General features: G+C 56.2%; 17 protein-coding genes and 1 pseudogene. 5 read left to right on the forward strand and 13 right to left on the reverse strand.

The annotated features are described in order from the left end of the window. Nucleotides 1-25: 25 nt before the first annotated feature. Complete coding sequence (locus GBC55_RS16855; RefSeq protein WP_162438677.1) at nucleotides 26-1,048, reverse strand: transporter; 1,023 nt, start codon at nucleotides 1,046-1,048, stop codon at nucleotides 26-28. Between the two features lie 35 nt (nucleotides 1,049-1,083). Further along, entirely contained in the window at nucleotides 1,084-1,413 is a 330-nt protein-coding gene (locus GBC55_RS16860) for a hypothetical protein (protein WP_162438643.1), read from the reverse strand. Here GBC55_RS16860 and GBC55_RS16865 point away from each other — a divergent pair. Then, nucleotides 1,321-2,946: a methyl-accepting chemotaxis protein gene (locus GBC55_RS16865; protein WP_162438678.1), complete on the forward strand. Its 1,626-nt coding sequence runs from the start codon at nucleotides 1,321-1,323 to the stop codon at nucleotides 2,944-2,946. The genes GBC55_RS16860 and GBC55_RS16865 overlap by 93 nt on opposite strands. A gap of 95 nt (nucleotides 2,947-3,041) precedes the next feature. On the opposite strand, the gene GBC55_RS16870 is transcribed toward GBC55_RS16865, so the two are convergent. Continuing rightward, nucleotides 3,042-3,347, reverse strand: coding sequence for a PepSY domain-containing protein (locus GBC55_RS16870; protein ID WP_162438679.1), 306 nt, complete (start codon nucleotides 3,345-3,347; stop codon nucleotides 3,042-3,044). Nucleotides 3,348-3,541: 194 nt separating this feature from the next. Next, the gene (locus GBC55_RS16875; RefSeq protein ID WP_162438680.1) at nucleotides 3,542-4,669 is read right to left on the reverse strand and encodes a glycerophosphodiester phosphodiesterase; all 1,128 of its coding nucleotides are present in this window, start codon (nucleotides 4,667-4,669) and stop codon (nucleotides 3,542-3,544) included. Nucleotides 4,670-4,901: 232 nt separating this feature from the next. On the opposite strand from GBC55_RS16875, the gene GBC55_RS16880 reads away from it, so the two are divergent. Continuing rightward, the gene (locus GBC55_RS16880; RefSeq protein WP_162438681.1) at nucleotides 4,902-5,228 is read left to right on the forward strand and encodes a DUF2025 family protein; all 327 of its coding nucleotides are present in this window, start codon (nucleotides 4,902-4,904) and stop codon (nucleotides 5,226-5,228) included. A 225-nt stretch (nucleotides 5,229-5,453) separates the two neighbouring features. Here the strand turns inward: GBC55_RS16880 and GBC55_RS16885 are convergent, their stop codons facing one another. After that, nucleotides 5,454-5,990, reverse strand: coding sequence for a DUF1003 domain-containing protein (locus GBC55_RS16885; protein ID WP_162438682.1), 537 nt, complete (start codon nucleotides 5,988-5,990; stop codon nucleotides 5,454-5,456). Between the two features lie 126 nt (nucleotides 5,991-6,116). Then, complete coding sequence (locus tag GBC55_RS16890; RefSeq protein ID WP_162438683.1) at nucleotides 6,117-6,728, reverse strand: TetR/AcrR family transcriptional regulator; 612 nt, start codon at nucleotides 6,726-6,728, stop codon at nucleotides 6,117-6,119. 214 nt (nucleotides 6,729-6,942) lie between these two features. On the opposite strand from GBC55_RS16890, the gene GBC55_RS16895 reads away from it, so the two are divergent. Both GBC55_RS16895 and GBC55_RS16900 read left to right on the forward strand, forming a co-directional pair. Beyond that, the gene (locus GBC55_RS16895; protein WP_162438684.1) at nucleotides 6,943-8,001 is read left to right on the forward strand and encodes an MBL fold metallo-hydrolase; all 1,059 of its coding nucleotides are present in this window, start codon (nucleotides 6,943-6,945) and stop codon (nucleotides 7,999-8,001) included. Nucleotides 8,002-8,137: 136 nt separating this feature from the next. Beyond that, nucleotides 8,138-9,658: an amidase family protein gene (locus GBC55_RS16900; RefSeq protein ID WP_162438685.1), complete on the forward strand. Its 1,521-nt coding sequence runs from the start codon at nucleotides 8,138-8,140 to the stop codon at nucleotides 9,656-9,658. Between the two features lie 25 nt (nucleotides 9,659-9,683). On the opposite strand, the pseudogene GBC55_RS16905 reads toward GBC55_RS16900, so the two are convergent. The 3 genes and pseudogenes from GBC55_RS16905 to GBC55_RS16915 all read right to left on the reverse strand — a co-directional run bounded on the left by GBC55_RS16905 (nucleotide 9,684) and on the right by GBC55_RS16915 (nucleotide 11,267). Continuing rightward, a pseudogene (locus GBC55_RS16905) lies at nucleotides 9,684-10,003 on the reverse strand (helix-turn-helix transcriptional regulator). A gap of 85 nt (nucleotides 10,004-10,088) precedes the next feature. Next, a complete protein-coding gene (locus GBC55_RS16910) occupies nucleotides 10,089-10,406 on the reverse strand; it encodes a helix-turn-helix transcriptional regulator (RefSeq protein WP_162438686.1) in 318 nt (105 codons plus the stop codon). A gap of 93 nt (nucleotides 10,407-10,499) precedes the next feature. After that, nucleotides 10,500-11,267, reverse strand: a complete 768-nt coding sequence (locus GBC55_RS16915) for a helix-turn-helix transcriptional regulator (protein WP_162438687.1) — start codon at nucleotides 11,265-11,267, stop codon at nucleotides 10,500-10,502. A 110-nt stretch (nucleotides 11,268-11,377) separates the two neighbouring features. Here GBC55_RS16915 and GBC55_RS16920 point away from each other — a divergent pair, with 110 nt between their 5' ends. After that, nucleotides 11,378-12,193, forward strand: a complete 816-nt coding sequence (locus GBC55_RS16920) for a sulfite exporter TauE/SafE family protein (protein ID WP_162438688.1) — start codon at nucleotides 11,378-11,380, stop codon at nucleotides 12,191-12,193. 76 nt (nucleotides 12,194-12,269) lie between these two features. Here GBC55_RS16920 and GBC55_RS16925 read toward each other — a convergent pair whose 3' ends face one another. The 4 genes from GBC55_RS16925 to GBC55_RS16940 form a co-directional block, all read right to left on the reverse strand. Then, a complete protein-coding gene (locus GBC55_RS16925) occupies nucleotides 12,270-13,259 on the reverse strand; it encodes a hypothetical protein (protein WP_162438689.1) in 990 nt (329 codons plus the stop codon). A gap of 316 nt (nucleotides 13,260-13,575) precedes the next feature. Beyond that, nucleotides 13,576-14,289: an HNH endonuclease gene (locus GBC55_RS16930; protein ID WP_162438690.1), complete on the reverse strand. Its 714-nt coding sequence runs from the start codon at nucleotides 14,287-14,289 to the stop codon at nucleotides 13,576-13,578. Between the two features lie 110 nt (nucleotides 14,290-14,399). Then, nucleotides 14,400-14,933, reverse strand: a complete 534-nt coding sequence (locus GBC55_RS16935; protein WP_162438691.1) for a Bro-N domain-containing protein — start codon at nucleotides 14,931-14,933, stop codon at nucleotides 14,400-14,402. A gap of 411 nt (nucleotides 14,934-15,344) precedes the next feature. Then, nucleotides 15,345-16,595 carry a ribonucleotide-diphosphate reductase subunit beta gene (locus GBC55_RS16940; RefSeq protein WP_028622416.1) on the reverse strand — a complete coding sequence of 417 codons (1,251 nt, stop codon included), beginning with the start codon at nucleotides 16,593-16,595 and terminating at the stop codon, nucleotides 15,345-15,347. Nucleotides 16,596-17,071: the final 476 nt, after the last annotated feature.

A 17,071-nucleotide genomic window follows, 5' to 3' on the forward strand; every position in this document is an offset into this window, starting at 1 on the left:
ATCTGAAAGCAACGATCTTTTGATCTTAATAATCCTGGCGCTTGCGGAACGCCCAGCGCCCCGCAATGACGGTGAACGTGGCCACCAGTGCCACCAGAATCCAGAACCCTTCCGGATCCCCCGATAGCGGCACACCGCCGACGTTCATGCCGAAGAAGCCGGCGATGATGTTGATCGGCAGCGCCAGCACCGTCACCACGGTCAGCGTGAACAGCGTGCGGTTGCTTTGTTCGTTAAGGTTGGCGGCGATTTCTTCCTGCAACAACTTGATCCGTTCGCCCAGGGCCGTGAGGTCGTTGATGATCAGCGCGAACTCCTCGGTGGACTTGCGCAGCTCCTTCACGTCTTCCTTCTGCAGCCATTGCGGCGGGCGATTGAGCAAGCGCAATAACGAGCCTGGCTCCAGCGCCAGCAGGCGTTGCAAACGCACCAGCACCCGCCGGTTGGCGCCCAGCTCGGCGCGGTTGGTGGACAGCCGCGAGGAGAGCAACTCGTCTTCGATCTGGTCGACGCTCTGGCTGGTCCTGCGCACGATTTGCGTCAGGACTTCACCCTGGTCGCGCAGCAAGTGCACCAGCAATTCCAGCGGGGAGCGAAAACGTTCGCCGGCCTTCACCGACGTACGCAGCTTGTCCACCGAGTGCAAGGGTTGCAGGCGCGCGCTGATGATCAGGCGGCTGCGTGCGCACACCCACAGCGTCGACACGTCCGAAGACACCATGCTGCTGAGGTTGAACACCACATCGTTGACCACCGCCAGCAAGGCGGAATCGACATGTTCGATGCGCGTCGAACGGGAGCCTTCATGCAGCGCTTCGAAAAACTCGTCGGGTAATCCCAGGTGACTTTTCATCCAGCGCTCACAGGCAGCGTGCGCGAGGTTCAGGTGCAGCCAGAGAAAGTCGTCGTTGTTTTCCGGTTGCTCCAGGCACTGCAACGCCATGGCTGAGTCGATCTCCCGACCACGCTCACCGGGGCGAAAACTGAACCCATAGAGCAGACCGAACAGGTCCGGATCACGGTGGCTTTGGTCGATGCTGTGGTTCATGAGGTCTCGCTGCGCGAAGGCGGTTGTTGCGGGTTTTACAGGTTCACTGGAGCCGCATCATCGCAAGGAGGTTTGACCGTTTTGTGACCGTTCGATGTCGCTGATGTTTGTGACTGCCAACGGCCGAAAGGATTAAAGAAAGGCTCTGGCACGCCGATGACGGTGATGCTGAATATCGCGATGTGGTCGTGGACCAGCGTCGCCGACAGGGAGGTCCGGACATCTTGCACGCCTGCCGGGCGTGTCTTATCCCTGTCATGAGATTCCCCTCGATGTTTTTGCAAAAATCCCTGAGAGCACAAATCCTTGCCTTGTTGAGCGGGAGCTTGCTGGCGATGTTGCTGATCGCCCTGGCCTGCTTCCACTTTCTGTCCAGTGGCGTGCAGAGCTATGCAAACCTGATCGAAGGACCTTTGCACACCTCGCAGTTGATCGATGAAGCCAACCTGCAATTCAAGGTGCAGGTTCAGGAATGGAAAAACGTCCTGCTGCGCGGCAAACAACCGGCCGATCTGGACAAGTACTGGAAGCAGTTCGAAGACCGTCAGCGCGATGTTCAAAACATCCTCGGTGAACTGGCCGGGCAGAAAGGTATCGAGCCACCACTCAAGACACGCATCGAACGCCTGCGTGATGAGCATCGCCTGCTGGGCGCGGCGTATCAGAAGGGGCGCGATGCCTATGTGGCCGCGGGTGCTGATCCCGCGGCCGGCGACGCAGCTGTCAAAGGTGTCGATCGTGCAGCCAGCGAGCAGATGAGCGAACTGGTCGGCGAGTTGCGCAAGCAGGGCGTCGAGCAGTCGACCGTGATCAGCGCCAGTGCAGATCGCACAGTGTTGCTGGGGATCGTGGTGATGTTGGCGTCGGGTCTGTTGATTGGCCTGTTGAGCCTGTGGCTGGTCAATCGCAACCTGGTCGAACCGATCCGCAAACTGATCGAGTATGTGGCGCAACTCAGCCAGGGGCGCTTTGCCGAGCGTGTGGCCAATACCCGTCAGGATGAGTTGGGCAAGCTGGCCGTCGCGGCCAACTTGCTGCGCGATTTCCTCGCTGATACGTTCACCCGCTTGCAGCGCAGCGCCTCGGATCTGGACAGCGCGAGCGGCGAGCTGAAGTCCATCGCCAGCCTCATGGCCAGCGGCACCAACGAGCAGTTCAACCGCACCGATCAGGTGGCCACGGCCATGAACGAAATGTCCGCCACCGCGCAGAAAGTCGCCCGTCATGCGGCCGATGCGGCGCGCGCCGCCGATGATGCCGACCAGTCGGCGCAGCAGGGCGAAAAAGTCATGCAGGGCACCATTCATACCATCACCCGAATGCGCGGCGAAATCGCCAGCACCGCCACGGTGATCCGTCAGCTGGAAACCGACAGTGGACGTATCGGCAAGGTGCTGGAAGTGATTCGCGGTATCGCCGAACAGACCAACCTGCTGGCGCTTAACGCAGCCATCGAAGCGGCCCGTGCCGGTGAAGCCGGGCGCGGGTTTGCCGTGGTGGCCGATGAAGTTCGTAGCCTGGCCCAGCGCACGGCGGCGTCGATCATCGAGATCAACCAGATTATCCAGACCGTGCAAACCGGTGCAGTGGACGCGGCCCAGGCGATTGAAAGCGGTCAGTCGCGCAGTGAAGAAAGCGTCGAGCAGGTGACCCAGGCGGGGGCGATGCTCGAACGCATCACCCACGCGGTGGAAGCGATTCGCGACATGAATCGTCAGATCGCCACGGCTGCCGAGGAGCAGACGTCAGTGGCCGAAGACATTTCGCGCAACCTCACGGAAATCACCAGCATCGCCAGCACCAACCTGGACAACGTGCAGCGCACTGAGGCGGCTAGCCACAACCTGCACGGGTTGTCGGGCCAGCTGAATGAAGTGACGGCGCGCCTGAGCGCTTGATAGCAGGGTGGTTCCGGGCGTTCGCCTGATCAAATCGCGGATGCAAAAAAAGCCGCACGATCCGAGGATCGTGCGGCTTTTTTTTAGGTGTTTAATCAGTCGTCTTTTTTGTTCTTCAGGACTTCGCCAGTAGCAGCGTTCAAGTCAACGTCCCATTCAACGCCTTGGGCGTCACGCAGTTCGACTTCGTATTCATAACCGTTGAAGTGGTTGTCCAGGTCGCTGTCGGTAATCGTGGCACCTGGGTGCAGCTTCAGTACGACCTTGTTCAGTTCTTCCAGCGGCTTGATCTTGCCGTCTTTCACCAGTTGCGGAATCTGATCGACCGGCACATCGGCCTGGGCCAGGCCAGCGGTGAGGGTCAGGGCAGCAGCTGTGAACATAGCAGTCAAAGTTTTCATGAGGTTCTTTCCTTGGATGAGCTGTTTAAGTGGGATCAGATTAACTGTGGCAACTTAATTCAGGCTTAATTCTATTGAGCCGGCAAAAAAGCATCGCGGGCAAGCCTTGCTCCTTCAGGTCATGCTCCAATCCGGGGGTAGCAGGATCTGTGGGAGCAAAGCTTGCTCGCGAATAGGGTCGACTCGGTCTTCAATCAATACCCGTTGTTGCGCAGCAACTGAGCAACACTGGCCGCCGCCGGGCGTTTATAGAACTTCAATAGTTCGCTGGCGCGGTTGGTGAAGATGCCGTCCACACCGGCATCCATGACCTTCTGATAATCCACAGCATCGTCGACCGTATAGGCATGCACCAGCAGACCTTGGTCGTGGGTGTACTGATTCATCCAAGGTTGCACCAGATCGGAATAGCTCTGATCACCGCCCTTGGTCAGCGCCACAGAAGGCCCGGTGCCTATGGCGCCCTGGGCTTTGGCGTACTCGATCCATTGCTGGAATTCGGCTTTGCTCTTCGGTTCCTGTTTGGCGTAGTAAGTGGCTTTGTCCTTGTCGCCGGACTGCGCGAACGTCACGCTGGATTTAGGCTCGATACTGCCTGGGCCGACCCACAGCAGCAGGATCTTCGGCACTTGCGGCATTTCCTTTTCGAGCAGTTCGAGGCTGCTCTTCTCGAAGGTTTGCAGCACAACTTTGCCTTTACCCTGGCCGACCGCCAATTCGCTTTTCGCCAGTTTCGAACCGGCAGGGCTCAACCAGCCGCGGTCCTGAAGTTTTTCCTTGAGGTCGCGTTCGAGGCCGGGAAACTGTTTCGGCTCTTTGGTTTCGATGTACAGCCCGGGCTTATGCAGCGGGTTGCCTTGGGCGATGTCGATGATTTCGTCGAGTGTCAGGATTTTCAGGCCGACGAAGGATGGGCGCGCGCGGTCCGGGTACGCGGTGTTGAACCAGCTGCCAGCGTCGAGGGTTTTCAGTTCGGCGAGGGTGAACGCATTGGCCGGGCTGTCCTTGCGCTCAGGGAATTTGGTGGCGACGTCAGTGGTGCGTTGCAGGTTGTCATCGTGCAGGGCGAACAGCACGCCATCCTTGCTGCGCTGCAGGTCCATTTCCAGGTAATCGGCTCCCAGGTCGCGGGCCAGTTTGTAGGCCGCCGCGGTGGATTCCGGGGCATCAAACGAGGCGCCACGGTGTGCGATCACCGCTGGGTGCGGGATGCCCATACGGGTCGCCAGCGCCGTGGGGCTTGGCTCGCTGGCAGCCTGAGCCTGGCCGAGGCCGAGCAGTACACTCAGCAGCAGGGCGCTTTTGGTGAAGGTGACAGGCATGGTCGAGGTCCTTTCGCAGAGATTCAAAGACGTCCCTTTTAACAACTGAGGACTTTGAGCGCTATCGCCAGACCGACATAAACCTGTTTAAAGCAGATATTTTGAGCACGTTTGTGCGGTTCTTTGCAGTACTCTTGCCCCTGGCGTTTCCCCGGCAGAGGGAAATCCGATCGCTTGCCCTGCGTGTAAACCATCGATCACCGGTCCTTTTCGACCTTTTGTGAGGTTTATCATGCGCATCACTTCCCAGCTCATCTGCCAGGCCGCCGACCAACTCAAAGGCTTTGTCGGCCTCAATCGCAAAACCGGTCAGTACATCGTGCGTTTCAGCGAAGACTCCTTCGGGATGGACGTGGCGGACGACGGCATTATTCCCACCAGCGAATTCGTCTGGGCGGCTGATTCGGAGCAGGGCATGACACTTAAACGCGAGTTGATTCAGTTGTTGCTGGACCAGAATATTGATGACCGGATCAACATTACCGAACCGTTGCGGGTGTACATGAATCGGCAGGATGTGCCGGAGATTGCGGCGGTTCGGAGCCTTGTTCAGGGCTGAGATTTGAGGTGTTTTTGCTGGCCCCATCGCGAGCAGGCTCACTCCTACAGGGGATTGCGTTGATCACCTGTTGGGTGTCCAGCACCGAACCCTTGTAGGAGTGAGCCTGCTCGCGATGACGACCTGAAGAACACCGCATCATTCACAGCTTGAACGCATACGCCCGCTCAACCCTGCATACCCTCATATGAGCTCGGGCAAGCGCTGAAGGTGTCGTGAGACGCATCAGGCCTTGGGCTGATCCTTGAGCACAAAGTGCTGGTGCATTTCCGAGGTGAGGTTTTCGATGCGCTCGGTCAGCGATTTGGTCATTTCGGTCAGTCGGGTGTTTTGCTCGAGCAGTTCCAGCAGTTGAGCGGAGTTCTGCGCAGCTTGTGCCTGACGTTCGGAATTGGCCACGGCCAGTGCTTCACGGTGCTGCGCATCGGCGTCCGACTGGGCCTTGTCCCGCGCTGCCTGGCGGGTCTGGGCGAGCAGGATCAGCGGCGCGGCATAGGCCGATTGCAGGCTGAACGCGAGGTTCAGGAGGATGAACGGATACAGATCGAAGTGCGCTACGCCAAAGACGTTGAGGCACACCCACAACACGACGATCAGCGTCTGCGCACCCAAGAAGGTCGGCGTGCCGAAGAACCGGGCAAAGGCTTCGGCGCGCAAGGCAAACTTGTCGTTGCCAAAGGTCGGCGCCAAGTGATCGTGATGGCGGAGAAAACGCCGGTGATCGACGTGGGGGGCGGGCTGGGTTTCGGTCGGCGTGGTCATGATGCCCTCTACGGGTCGGTGGGACTGAAGATCACTATAGCGCCCGCGCCAGTTTCATTCTGAAACACATCGTGATGTTTAATTTAGCGTCGGCGAAACCTTGACCCCTGCCGCAGACATTGTCATTTATCGCAGCTCGTAACAGGCCAGGAACATGTCCAGCGCAGCGTCGACGACTGTGTTTTGCATGTCGGATTCAAGGCCTGGCAGCCCCATGGAAATTTGCGGCCAGAACGCAAAGGACTTGAGGATTCCCTGGATTTGCTGCGCAGCAAATGCCGGGTCGACCGGTTTCAACCGACCATCCGCCTGAGCTGCGCGAATCCACACTGTCAGGCCCTCTTCTCGCTCGCCCATGCGCGCAACCATGTTCTGCCCGCGTTCGGGGGAATGAATAGTCGCGGCGATGGCAACGCGTGCCAGGTCGAGAAAGTTTTCATCGCCGAGGGTTTGCAACTTCGCCATCAGTATCAGGCGCATTTGGTCGCGTAACGGCTGATCAGCGTGGTAGTACGTTTCCTTTTCCTCCGTCACCCGCGACCACAATTGATTGAGGATTTCGGCGAACAATTCTTCCTTGCTCGGGAAATGGTTGTACACCGTGCGCTTCGAAACGCCCGCCGTAGCAGCGATCTTGTCCATGCTGGTGATGTCGAAACCGTTGGCACGGAATTCGGCAATCGCCGCCAGGATGATGGCTTCACGTTTTCGGTCGGTCAGGCGCTTTGGAGCTGTCATAAGTACGCTTCGGCAGGAAGAAAAAGGAATTACACTTGGTAGTTTACTTGTGATCCACTTTGATGCAACCTTGAAACTACACTGTGCAGTGTAATGTTTTGTTAATGCTGCGCGGTCAAAAATAGAAACTTCGGCTGATGCGTGCATGCTTGGCCATTTACCGTTCCACCGAGAAGCACCGTATTGATTGCGGTCATTCTGGAGTCATTCATTCATGGCCATTTCAAATTCCGCGGCGGACAACGCCCAACCCCCTGAATCTTCCCGGCAGGTCGAAGGGCTTTTTCGAAACCATGCGCCGGTCAAACGCGAAGGCTTTCGTAAAACCTTGCGCATCATGTGGAACGTGATTTTCCACAAACCGCGCAACACTCGTCCGACCGCTGCCGTGCCGGTGGAAACCCTGACGCAAGCCGCGTTGATCGCTGCGCCCAATCACAGCGTTTACCGCCTGGGCCACTCCACCGTGCTGCTCAAACTGCGGGACAAATTCTGGATCACCGATCCGGTCTTCGCCGAACGCGCCTCGCCGGTCCAGTGGGCCGGGCCGAAACGCTTTCATCAGCCCCCCATCAGTCTTGAGGAATTGCCACCCATTGAGGCGGTGATCCTGTCCCACGATCACTATGACCACCTGGATTATCAGGCTGTGCTCAGGCTCGCGGACAAGACCAACTACTTCCTCGCGCCACTGGGTGTCGGCGATACCTTGATCAAGTGGGGCGTCGATGCGAACAAGGTGCGCCAATTGGACTGGTGGCAGAGCACCGAGGTAGAGGGCATCCAATTCATCGCCACACCTTCGCAGCACTTTTCCGGCCGGGGCCTGTTCGACGGCAACACGACGTTGTGGGCGTCGTGGGTGATGATCGAGGGTGATACGCGGATTTTCTTCAGCGGTGACAGCGGCTATTTCGATGGCTTCAAACGCATCGGTGAACAGTACGGCCCGTTCGACCTGACGCTCATGGAAACCGGTGCATACAACGTCGACTGGCCGCACGTGCACATGCAACCGGAGCAGACCCTGCAGGCGCACATAGACCTGAAAGGACGCTGGTTGTTGCCGATTCACAACGGGACTTTCGATTTGTCGATGCATGCCTGGTACGAACCGTTCGACCGTATTCTGGCGTTGGCGTGGGAGCGCAATGTGTCGATTACTACGCCGCAGATGGGGGCTGCATTCAACGTGAAGTACCCGTCCCGTGGCGCAGCCTGGTGGTATGACGTAGAGCAGCAGGTGTATCAGAACCAGCAAAGCCTTGGATAAAGCGGCTACAGCGTAAAGGGCGCATTCATACGTGATCTGACGATCAGTGATGACACACATTCCTGGCTGCGTCGGTAGGCTGGAAAGCGAGTGAGCTTTGTCACTCGCCATCAGTCATCACAAGGATACCGTTCACATGGATGTAAATTTGCAAGGCCGCATGACGCGGCTGTCCGCCATTGTCCTGCTTTCGATCGCTGGCGCCGCCCATGCGCAAACGCCTGCACCCGAGTCGAGGCTGGAATACTTGAGTGTCGATGAGCTCGGCAAAAGAATGGATCGTGGCCAGCTAACCGCTGTGAAAATCGTGCAGCACCTGCAACAGCGTATCGAGGCGCTGGATAAAAACGGCCCGGCAATCAATTCGATCATCGAGCTCAACCCGGATGCGCTGGACATCGCCGCTTCACTGGACCAGGAGCGACAGCAGGGGCGCATTCGTGGTCCGTTGCATGGCATTCCAGTCCTGCTCAAGGACAACATCGACACCTCCGACCAGATGCAAACCAGTGCCGGGTCTTTGGCCATGGTCGGGCAACCCGCCGCGCAGGATGCTTTTGTCGTACAACGTCTCAGGGCTGAGGGAGCGGTCATCCTGGGCAAAACCAATCTCAGCGAATGGGCTAACTTCCGCGATCCCGAAATCCCTCCAGGCTGGAGCGGACGCGGTGGACAGACCAAAAATCCCCATGTGCTGAGTGTCACACCCTGCGGCTCAAGCTCGGGCTCCGGTGCGGCAGTGGCCGCAGGTTTTGCACCGTTAACCGTTGGAACCGAAACCTCTGGCTCGATCATCTGCCCAGCCTCCCTCAATGGCGTGGTAGGCCTCAAACCCACGACAGGGTTGTTGAGTCGCAGTGGCATCGTCCCTTTGGCGCCCAAACTCGACACGCCAGGGCCGATGACACGAACCGTCAGGGACGCCGCATTGCTGTTGAACGCCATGGCGGGCAGTGACGACGCCGATCCGGTCAAACAACCTCACGCCCTCAAAGGGATGGATTACACGGCACTGCTGCAACCCGACTCACTGGTTGCGCGGCGCATCGGCTATCCGGTCAAGTTCGACGCCAGCGGTCAAGCCATGAAAGACGATCCGCAGTTTTCAGAAGCGTTGGAGGTCATGCAGGCCGCAGGCGCCACGTTGATACCGGTCGAGTTCAAAGATCCTGATTCCCCAGGGATAGAAAAGGCCCTGTCGATGAGCTTCAAAAAATACATTCCGAAATACCTTGCGACCCGAACGGGTCTTGCGGTCGATAGCGTAGAAGAAATTGTGCGCTTCACCGAAAACGCTCCCGGCACAGAGGGGCATGGGCACGCCTTCTTGAAGCAGGTCGAAAACGTTGTTTTTGACGAACCTACCTACAACGAGTTGTGGCAGAACATTCAACGGGAAAACGCAGCGGTCATCGATGAATTGCTGGCAACGCATCAACTGGATGCCGTGGTCATGGACGTCGGTTCACCGGGGTTGAACGTCATATCCCTGGCTGGATATCCCGGCATCATGATGCCTTCCGGCATTGAAGAAAGCGGGGTGCCAACGTCGGTATTCTTCTTCGGAACACGGTGGAGCGAAGCCACGCTGTTGGCATTGGCTTATGGCTATGAACAAGCGTCCCATGCGCGGCAAGTGCCTCAATTCAAACCTTAGTTTGTGATTAGCAACCCAGCACGCTTCAGGTGAAAACCACTTCAATCCGGCCCTCTTTTCTTGAACGGGGGCTGACTTAACGACGATTTGAACGTCTCTCCCAAGTAGTAAAAGGCAATCCAACATTTTGGACTCGCTGATGCCACGAAACTTTCCTCGCAACATTTCGGAGAGTTTCGGTTGTGACAGTCCTAAAATCTCGGACGCCTGAACCTGAGTCAAATGACGAGCTTTAATGATCTCGCCGATCTTTGCCGCCAACTGGGATTTGACTCGCATTTCACTGGCGTCAGGTGTCCCGAGATCTTCGTAGACGTTGCCACTGCCTTCTTCGATTTCAATCATTTTATGATCCTCTTGCGTGGTCCTGCGCTCCTTTTACGCTTACGAGAATATATCTATATGGGGATAATCTTCCATCCATGATTTTTTACTCAACCATCGCATAATCCGCCCGCCCAACTGGATTAGGCGTAGACCCTCGCACGTTCATCCCTCTACCCGGCGCAAACCCTGGGAAGAACGCCAGGCCTTCGGATTCCAGCCGATAAGCCAACGCCAATCGAGTGACATCCAGCACGGTTTGCTCATTCTCGAATCGCTGAATGGCCTCTACCGACACCCCGGATTCCCGGGACAACTCTTCGATACTCCAACCCAGCATTGCCCGGGCTTGGGCACAGTGGGCGGGGGTGAATTGAAAAAGGGCGATGCGTTCCAGGGTGATTTTGATCGCGTGAGAGGCCATGGTGTTCTCCGGGCTCGAGAGTGCTGGTTTTAAATGTACTGTGTTTTTGTACAGTTGTTTTGCGCCCGGATCAAATTGATTTTTTCGATTCTCCTATTTGGTCGTGTTCAACCAGACGGACGGCGCCTGTCCCAGGACGCGGCGGAACATTGTTGAGAACGCTGCGGGGCTGTCGTAACCGAAGTCCAGCGCAATCCGCGTTACGGGTTCACTTTCCGCCAACCGCGCCAGTGCTAACACCACGCAGGCGCGCTGTCGCCACTGACTGAAACTCAAGCCGGTCTGCTGGCGAAAAAGACGATTGAACGTGCGCAGACTGGTATGCAAATGATCAGCCCACTGCTGCGGCGACTGGTGTGCATCGGGATGCTGTACGAAACCTTGGCACAACCCGAGGAGCCGGGGGTCCACAGGCAACGGAATGTGCAGCGGTAAATGAGTACTGCGTGCCAATTCGTGCAGCAGCAAATCGATCAGCGCTCCATCGCGCCCGGCCTCGTCATACGTTAAGGGAATCTCCACTGCCTCCATCAGTAAATGTCGCATCAACGGCGAAACATTGATCACCTGACAACGACTCCCCAGATCGACAGTCCCCGGTTCGATGTAAAGGCTGCGGGTGCTCACCCCTAACATCACCACTTCGTGAACAATGCCCGCTGGTATCCACACCGCACGCTGCGGTGGCACGACCCAGTTGCCGTCGTGCGTACTCACCTGCATCACCCCGGTTGCCCCATACAACAGTTGTGCGCGCCGGTGCGTATGACGGGGTAACAGATGCCCGTACGAATAATCCGAACCGGTCGCTACCACGGGTCGCGGCGTGTCATCCAGCAGATCAATTGAAACATTGCGCATTGAGACATCCGGCGATTGGCGTAAACGCGAACATTATTGGCTGGCTTGCTGAAGCGAGCCAACCCCGGCCGGTTTATCGTCGTCCCCCCTCAACCAGCGGACGACACGCGATGTTCTATTTACTGCTGACACTTTTCGGCTGCATGACGGGCGCTACCGCTGTGCTGTTTGGCTTTGGCGGCGGCTTCGTGGTCGTGCCATTGCTGTACCGCATGCTTATGACCAGCAACGGCGCAGACGACTCCATCGGCCAATCGGCGATGCATATTGCTGTCGCTACCTCGACCTGCGTCATGATCGTCAACGCACTGCTTGCCACCGCGAAACACCGTCGCGCCGGCAATCTGATCCGAGATTACTTGTGGCCGTTGGGCGGGTACATCGGAGTGGGTGCAGTCGTTGGCGCGGTCGCGGCGATGTGGGTCAGTGGCGAGGTGATTCGCTATGCCTTCATCGCCTATCTGGGCGTAACCATTCTGGATTGCCTGCTCAGACGCGGATTTCTTACGCAAACCGATAACGAAATCCCACGTCAATTGGGAAGGGCGGAAGTTTCTGGTGGCGGTGTAGGAATCGGCGCTATTGCTACGTTTCTTGGCGTAGGCGGTAGCGTCATGACTGTGCCTTTGTTGCGGCGCTGCGGGTTGAGCATGACCCAGGCGACGTCCATGGCGAATCCGCTGAGCCTGCCCGTGGCGGTGGCAGGAACGCTAACTTACATGGGGATGGCGGGGTTCACCGAGTTTGATCTGGGGACGTGGTTCATCGGCTATGTGGATCTGCTGGCGTTTGCGGTTTTGACGATGGGGTCGTTATTGGGTATTCGATTGGCTACGCCATGGATCGGTCGGATTCCGGATCGGGTGCATGCGCGGGTTTATGTTGGTTTGTTAATGTTGGTCATGCTGAGCATGTGCTTCAGCTAGCCGGATGAGTACGCGAACGACTTCCTCAGAGGCATTAAAGGTCAAAAAGACTGAGCGACAACTCCAACAAAGCTGATCACTGCTGCGCCAACCCCGGCGCTTCCCGAATAATGAAGTGATCCAGGTTCTCGATATTTGCACTGAACACCCCGAACGTCTGCTCGGGGTTCTTCTTGCTCGGCACCTGTTTCAACTCCGGCGTCACGCCATAAAAGAAGCAATACAAGTCCTTCCCACTCTCGATGGCGTGCTTGATCTCTTCCAGAAACGCTTTGCGCTTGCGGTAGTTGTCGATCAGCTTCTTGCTCAGGTACACATTGACTGAGTACGGCTTCTTCTTCGCCTCGTCCGCTTGCTTGAACCAGACCTTCTGTTCGAAATCGATGCGAAAGCTCTGTGTGTAATCCTTGATCTCCTTGATCTTGCCCCAGTAAATCAGTCCCTTGTTGTCCGTCAGGTATTCGATCTTCTTGAAGAATGACCCGTAGGGCGCCGTGTGCTCGCCAATCTTCAAAGGCATGCGCTTGAGCAGGTCTTTGTCTTCGAAGTTCGAGACGAAACACTCCACTGGATGGGCGAAGATGCTGGTCTTGTCTGGAGCGGAATCGTGGGCAGGTTTTTCGACATCTCCTGCGGCTAAATACGGTTTCGCCTCCTCACGAACTACATCCGCCACCACCGTCGTGTTCGAAGGCTTGCGCACATACTCACGTCGAGTCAGCAACAACTCCGATGGGAAATGTTCCTCGCGACTGTCATCCGTTTCCGCCGCATCCGCGTCCACTCCAGGCGCCGGCGATTTGAGACTGACATAAGGGCAATCCTCAACATGCCGGGTGCTTGGCGTATTTTTGAAATGCGGGGTGCGAACGTAATTCACGTTTTTGGCGTTGAACGTCGTCAACACATTTGCGGCATCGAACGCCGCCCTGCAGGCGTCATTGGGGCATTGGAAATGTTCTTTCGCGGAATCGAACGCCATGGTCTCGTCGAAATTCAAATCGCGCACGTCATAGATCGACAGCTTGTCGTCGAGGCTTAGGCAGTAGGCGAGGTCGAATTTCATGGTGGGCTCGGGTCTGAGGGAGAACAGTGGCGTATTAATAGCGGGAGGCGTGGCGGGTTGCACTGACTGTTTTCAGAACCCTTTAATTTCAACGGCAACACGCCAAACCTGTGGGAGCGAGCCTGCTCGCGATTCCTAACATGAACACAGTAAGCTAGGCATGAATCTGTGGTGAGGGGATTTATCCCCGTTCGGCTGCGGAGCAGTCGCAAAGCGAATAAATGGATCTTTCTGATTGACCGCATTTGGCAGTTTTGGGGCTGCTTCGCTGCCCAACGGGGATAAATCCCCTCGCCACAGGTTCTATGCAGTCCAATTACTCACGTCTCAATCGCTTCACTTGCTGATAAAGCGACTCAGTGAATCCCTCACTGTCATTCGAGTGGTGACAGCGTCGATGGCAGTTCGGACAAAGCGCCACAGCGTTGCTAGCTTGATCAGAACCCTTATTCGCCAAGTGCTTAACGTGGTGAACTTCAAGGTAGGGCAAGTCATCTTTAGTGAATGGCGCCGGTTGACCACACCCTTCACATATCCCTTTGGCTTTCTTGCGAACCCAGGCTCTAACCTTCGGGTCGCGTATATAAGCTGTACCTTGGGCAGGAGCACGCTTGGGCTTCAAAATCCCCACAGGTTCATTCTCGAGAGGCAGCTTTTCCAGTGCCGCCGCTCGCCGCTCTAGCACTTCATCATCAGCAGTAGGAGCCGTTGGATCTCCTGGCGTGACCCCCTTTTCAATCAATACGGCTCGGATTGCTGGCTCAACGTTTGCCCCTACGTTTCTGGCTGGCTTGTACCCTTTTATGTACTCCCGATGCATTCTCATTAGAACAGCAGAGATATTCTGCATCCGGAATTCAACTGAGCCTTTGGTGCGGGTGGGTAGGGCTGATGCACGCAGTACGCGATTCTCATGTGCCTTGCTAAATTTTTGGCCGGTTCGCTCTAACTCAAACATCTTCAGATAGGCGTCAACTGCAGCCTCAATCTCAGGAATGCTCCAGTCAGTGTCTTTATTCTTGTCGCTCATAAAATCGCCGAGGGCTGAAAACCCTCGGACGATACTGAGTGGCCATCACGGCTGTCTACGAAAATTCCTACAGAAAAGTACGACGTTTCCTTCGCGCGATTCTACAAAACCTAACCGACCGGATGCTTTGAAAGCTGAAACACGCCCAAAACCTTTCGCCACCAAGGCTTAACAGCTGGCGCGCGCCGACGTGTGCGGCCTAACAACAAATAAGGCATGTCCCGCAGCCGAATCCAACCCTCATTCTGCCAATGCAACAAGCTCAACGACATCTCCGGCCAATCCAGCAAACTCAACATGGGCCGATCAGTATTGTTTGACTTCCCTGCATCGCGCAGGGCCGGCACCACCTGATGGGTCAACCACTCGCGCAACAACCGATTCCCTGGCACGTAGTGATACACCAACAAGGCATACGCACCGGACTCGCTAATCATCAGTTGGTTCTCAGGCTTGCCGTTGTAGTTAATCAACAGCATATGCCGCTGATCCTCGTCCAACTTGTTGACTGCACGATCACTGAGATGGAAGCCCATTAACCGACCCAGTTCACGAGCACAAAACCACGGTTGGTTTTCCAGAAGAAGGGCGTGGAGACGAAGGTGATGGCGGGTGAATACCGTTGGTATGAATGGATCAAGCATGACCGATCTCCGAGATGGAGAAGCGGAGGAGAGTCGATATGGGCATCTTCCATTACCTCTACGTTTGTTTTTGGATAGAGCCAAAACCCGACGTAGAGGATTGAAGAAAATCCCAACAAGCACTCACTACAAACAAAATGTCGCACACGTGTCTTCGAGACATGCGCGATTTTGAATCAGTGAGCAGCTTCTACGTTGGGCGTTTCTTAGGCACCTGTAACAGAGCTTAACGACGCATTAATCGGCCGACAATACGGACGAAACTGAAATAGCTGTGGGAGGTTTAGCAACAATTGAGAGCGTAGGTAAGCTTTTTCCTACGCAATAAAAAAGCCCCGATAAGATCGGGGCTTTCAGATTTTTGATTTAATGATTCAGATTCAAATCATCAAATCGTGGCGAACTCAGCCATCAATCCCAGCTAAGCGCCCCACCAGTCTGATACTCAATAACCCGCGTCTCAAAGAAATTCTTCTCTTTCTTCAAGTCCATAATCTCGCTCATCCAAGGGAACGGGTTAGTCGTCCCTGGATACTCTTCCTTCAATCCAATCTGCGACAGACGACGGTTAGCGATGAACTTCAGGTAGTCCTCCATCATCGCTGCGTTCATGCCCAGCACGCCGCGAGGCATGGTGTCGCGTGCGTATTCGATTTCCAGCTGAGTGCCTTGCAGAATCATCTGCGAAGCTTCTTCCTTCATTTCAGCATCCCACAAGTGCGGGTTTTCGATTTTGATCTGGTTGATCACGTCGATGCCGAAGTTCAGGTGCATGGATTCGTCGCGCAGGATGTACTGGAACTGCTCGGCGACGCCGGTCATTTTGTTGCGACGGCCCATGGAGAGGATCTGGGTGAAGCCGCAGTAGAAGAAGATGCCTTCCAGAACGCAGTAGTAGGCGATCAGGTTGCGCAGCAGTTCTTTGTCGGTTTCGACGGTGCCGGTTTCGAACTTCGGATCGGAGATCGAACGGGTGTACTTGAGGCCCCAGGTGGCTTTTTTCGCGACCGATGGGATCTCGTGGTACATGTTGAAGATCTCGCCTTCATCCATGGCCAGCGATTCGATGCAGTACTGGTAGGCGTGGGTGTGGATCGCCTCTTCGAACGCCTGGCGCAGGATGTACTGGCGGCATTCCGGGTTGGTGATCAGGCGGTATACGGCCAGGACCAGGTTGTTGGCAACCAGGGAGTCGGCGGTGGAGAAGAAGCCGAGGTTGCGCATGACGATGCGGCGCTCGTCGTCGGTCAGGCCTTCCGGATCTTTCCAGAGGGCGATGTCGGCGGTCATGTTGACTTCTTGCGGCATCCAGTGGTTTGCGCAACCGTCCAGGTACTTCTGCCAGGCCCAGTCGTACTTGAAAGGTACGAGTTGGTTGAGGTCGGCGCGGCAGTTGATCATGCGCTTTTCGTCGACGGCCACACGGGCGGAGGCGCCTTCGAGTTCGGCGAGGCCTTCGGCGATGTCGAGGTTGTCCAGGGCGGCCTTGGCGCGAGCGATGGCGGCGGAGTCAGACGCGGTTACAGCGCGAGCTTCTTGAGCGGCAACACCACCTGCGGTGTCGAGGCGGTCCATGTTGGCTTCAGTCGCGTGGCCGGCGTTGGCGCCTTTGACCACGGTTTCGGCGCTGTCTTCTTTGTCGAATTCGTCCCAGCTCAGCATGACGTGTCGTCTCCTGCGTGAGGGCCAGATGCCCGTGTGATGATTTTTCACACGGTCGGGTCTGACCGCGTTGGATCTAAAGGAATATCGTTTTTTGCAGCAGCTATACGCAGGCATCAAACAGAATTTTGTACGGGTATACCGAAGCCGCTGACGGGCGCAGATTGCGTGAACAGTTCTGCGTGGGCTTCAGACTGGCTTTTGACCCCTGTAAGGGGATATTGCAGGCCCGTTTAAGCCGGCATTATAGGGAAATTTTTGCGGCCGTGGTGGGGCGAATCCGCGCATGGAGCGGTCGAGGCGAGGGGATTTTCGGTCGGAGCGAGGCTTTACAGGGCTTTGGCTGGATATCGCGGCTGAAGATTTTTTTTCTTAAATTTTGACGTGCTGATTTTTTGTTCAAAAAATAGCCAAAAAATCACGTTTTTCACTACATCTTGTGTTTAAAGGCGTTTTTCCATAGCCCTAGACACAAC

The sequence above is a fragment of the Pseudomonas sp. TNT3 genome (genome assembly GCF_010095445.2).
In the GTDB taxonomy this organism is placed as follows: domain Bacteria; phylum Pseudomonadota; class Gammaproteobacteria; order Pseudomonadales; family Pseudomonadaceae; genus Aquipseudomonas.

Bases quoted from the DNA above. Each gene is read 5' to 3' on its own strand.
- GBC55_RS16855 (WP_162438677.1), bottom strand. From the start codon at position 1,048: ATGAACCACAGCATCGACCAAAGCCACCGTGATCCGGACCTGTTCGGT.
- GBC55_RS16865 (WP_162438678.1), top strand. From the start codon at position 1,321: ATGTTTTTGCAAAAATCCCTGAGAGCACAAATCCTTGCCTTGTTGAGC.
- GBC55_RS16870 (WP_162438679.1), bottom strand. From the start codon at position 3,347: ATGAAAACTTTGACTGCTATGTTCACAGCTGCTGCCCTGACCCTCACC.
- GBC55_RS16875 (WP_162438680.1), bottom strand. From the start codon at position 4,669: ATGCCTGTCACCTTCACCAAAAGCGCCCTGCTGCTGAGTGTACTGCTC.
- GBC55_RS16880 (WP_162438681.1), top strand. From the start codon at position 4,902: ATGCGCATCACTTCCCAGCTCATCTGCCAGGCCGCCGACCAACTCAAA.
- GBC55_RS16885 (WP_162438682.1), bottom strand. From the start codon at position 5,990: ATGACCACGCCGACCGAAACCCAGCCCGCCCCCCACGTCGATCACCGG.
- GBC55_RS16890 (WP_162438683.1), bottom strand. From the start codon at position 6,728: ATGACAGCTCCAAAGCGCCTGACCGACCGAAAACGTGAAGCCATCATC.
- GBC55_RS16895 (WP_162438684.1), top strand. From the start codon at position 6,943: ATGGCCATTTCAAATTCCGCGGCGGACAACGCCCAACCCCCTGAATCT.
- GBC55_RS16900 (WP_162438685.1), top strand. From the start codon at position 8,138: ATGGATGTAAATTTGCAAGGCCGCATGACGCGGCTGTCCGCCATTGTC.
- GBC55_RS16910 (WP_162438686.1), bottom strand. From the start codon at position 10,406: ATGGCCTCTCACGCGATCAAAATCACCCTGGAACGCATCGCCCTTTTT.
- GBC55_RS16915 (WP_162438687.1), bottom strand. From the start codon at position 11,267: ATGCGCAATGTTTCAATTGATCTGCTGGATGACACGCCGCGACCCGTG.
- GBC55_RS16920 (WP_162438688.1), top strand. From the start codon at position 11,378: ATGTTCTATTTACTGCTGACACTTTTCGGCTGCATGACGGGCGCTACC.
- GBC55_RS16925 (WP_162438689.1), bottom strand. From the start codon at position 13,259: ATGAAATTCGACCTCGCCTACTGCCTAAGCCTCGACGACAAGCTGTCG.
- GBC55_RS16930 (WP_162438690.1), bottom strand. From the start codon at position 14,289: ATGAGCGACAAGAATAAAGACACTGACTGGAGCATTCCTGAGATTGAG.
- GBC55_RS16935 (WP_162438691.1), bottom strand. From the start codon at position 14,933: ATGCTTGATCCATTCATACCAACGGTATTCACCCGCCATCACCTTCGT.
- GBC55_RS16940 (WP_028622416.1), bottom strand. From the start codon at position 16,595: ATGCTGAGCTGGGACGAATTCGACAAAGAAGACAGCGCCGAAACCGTG.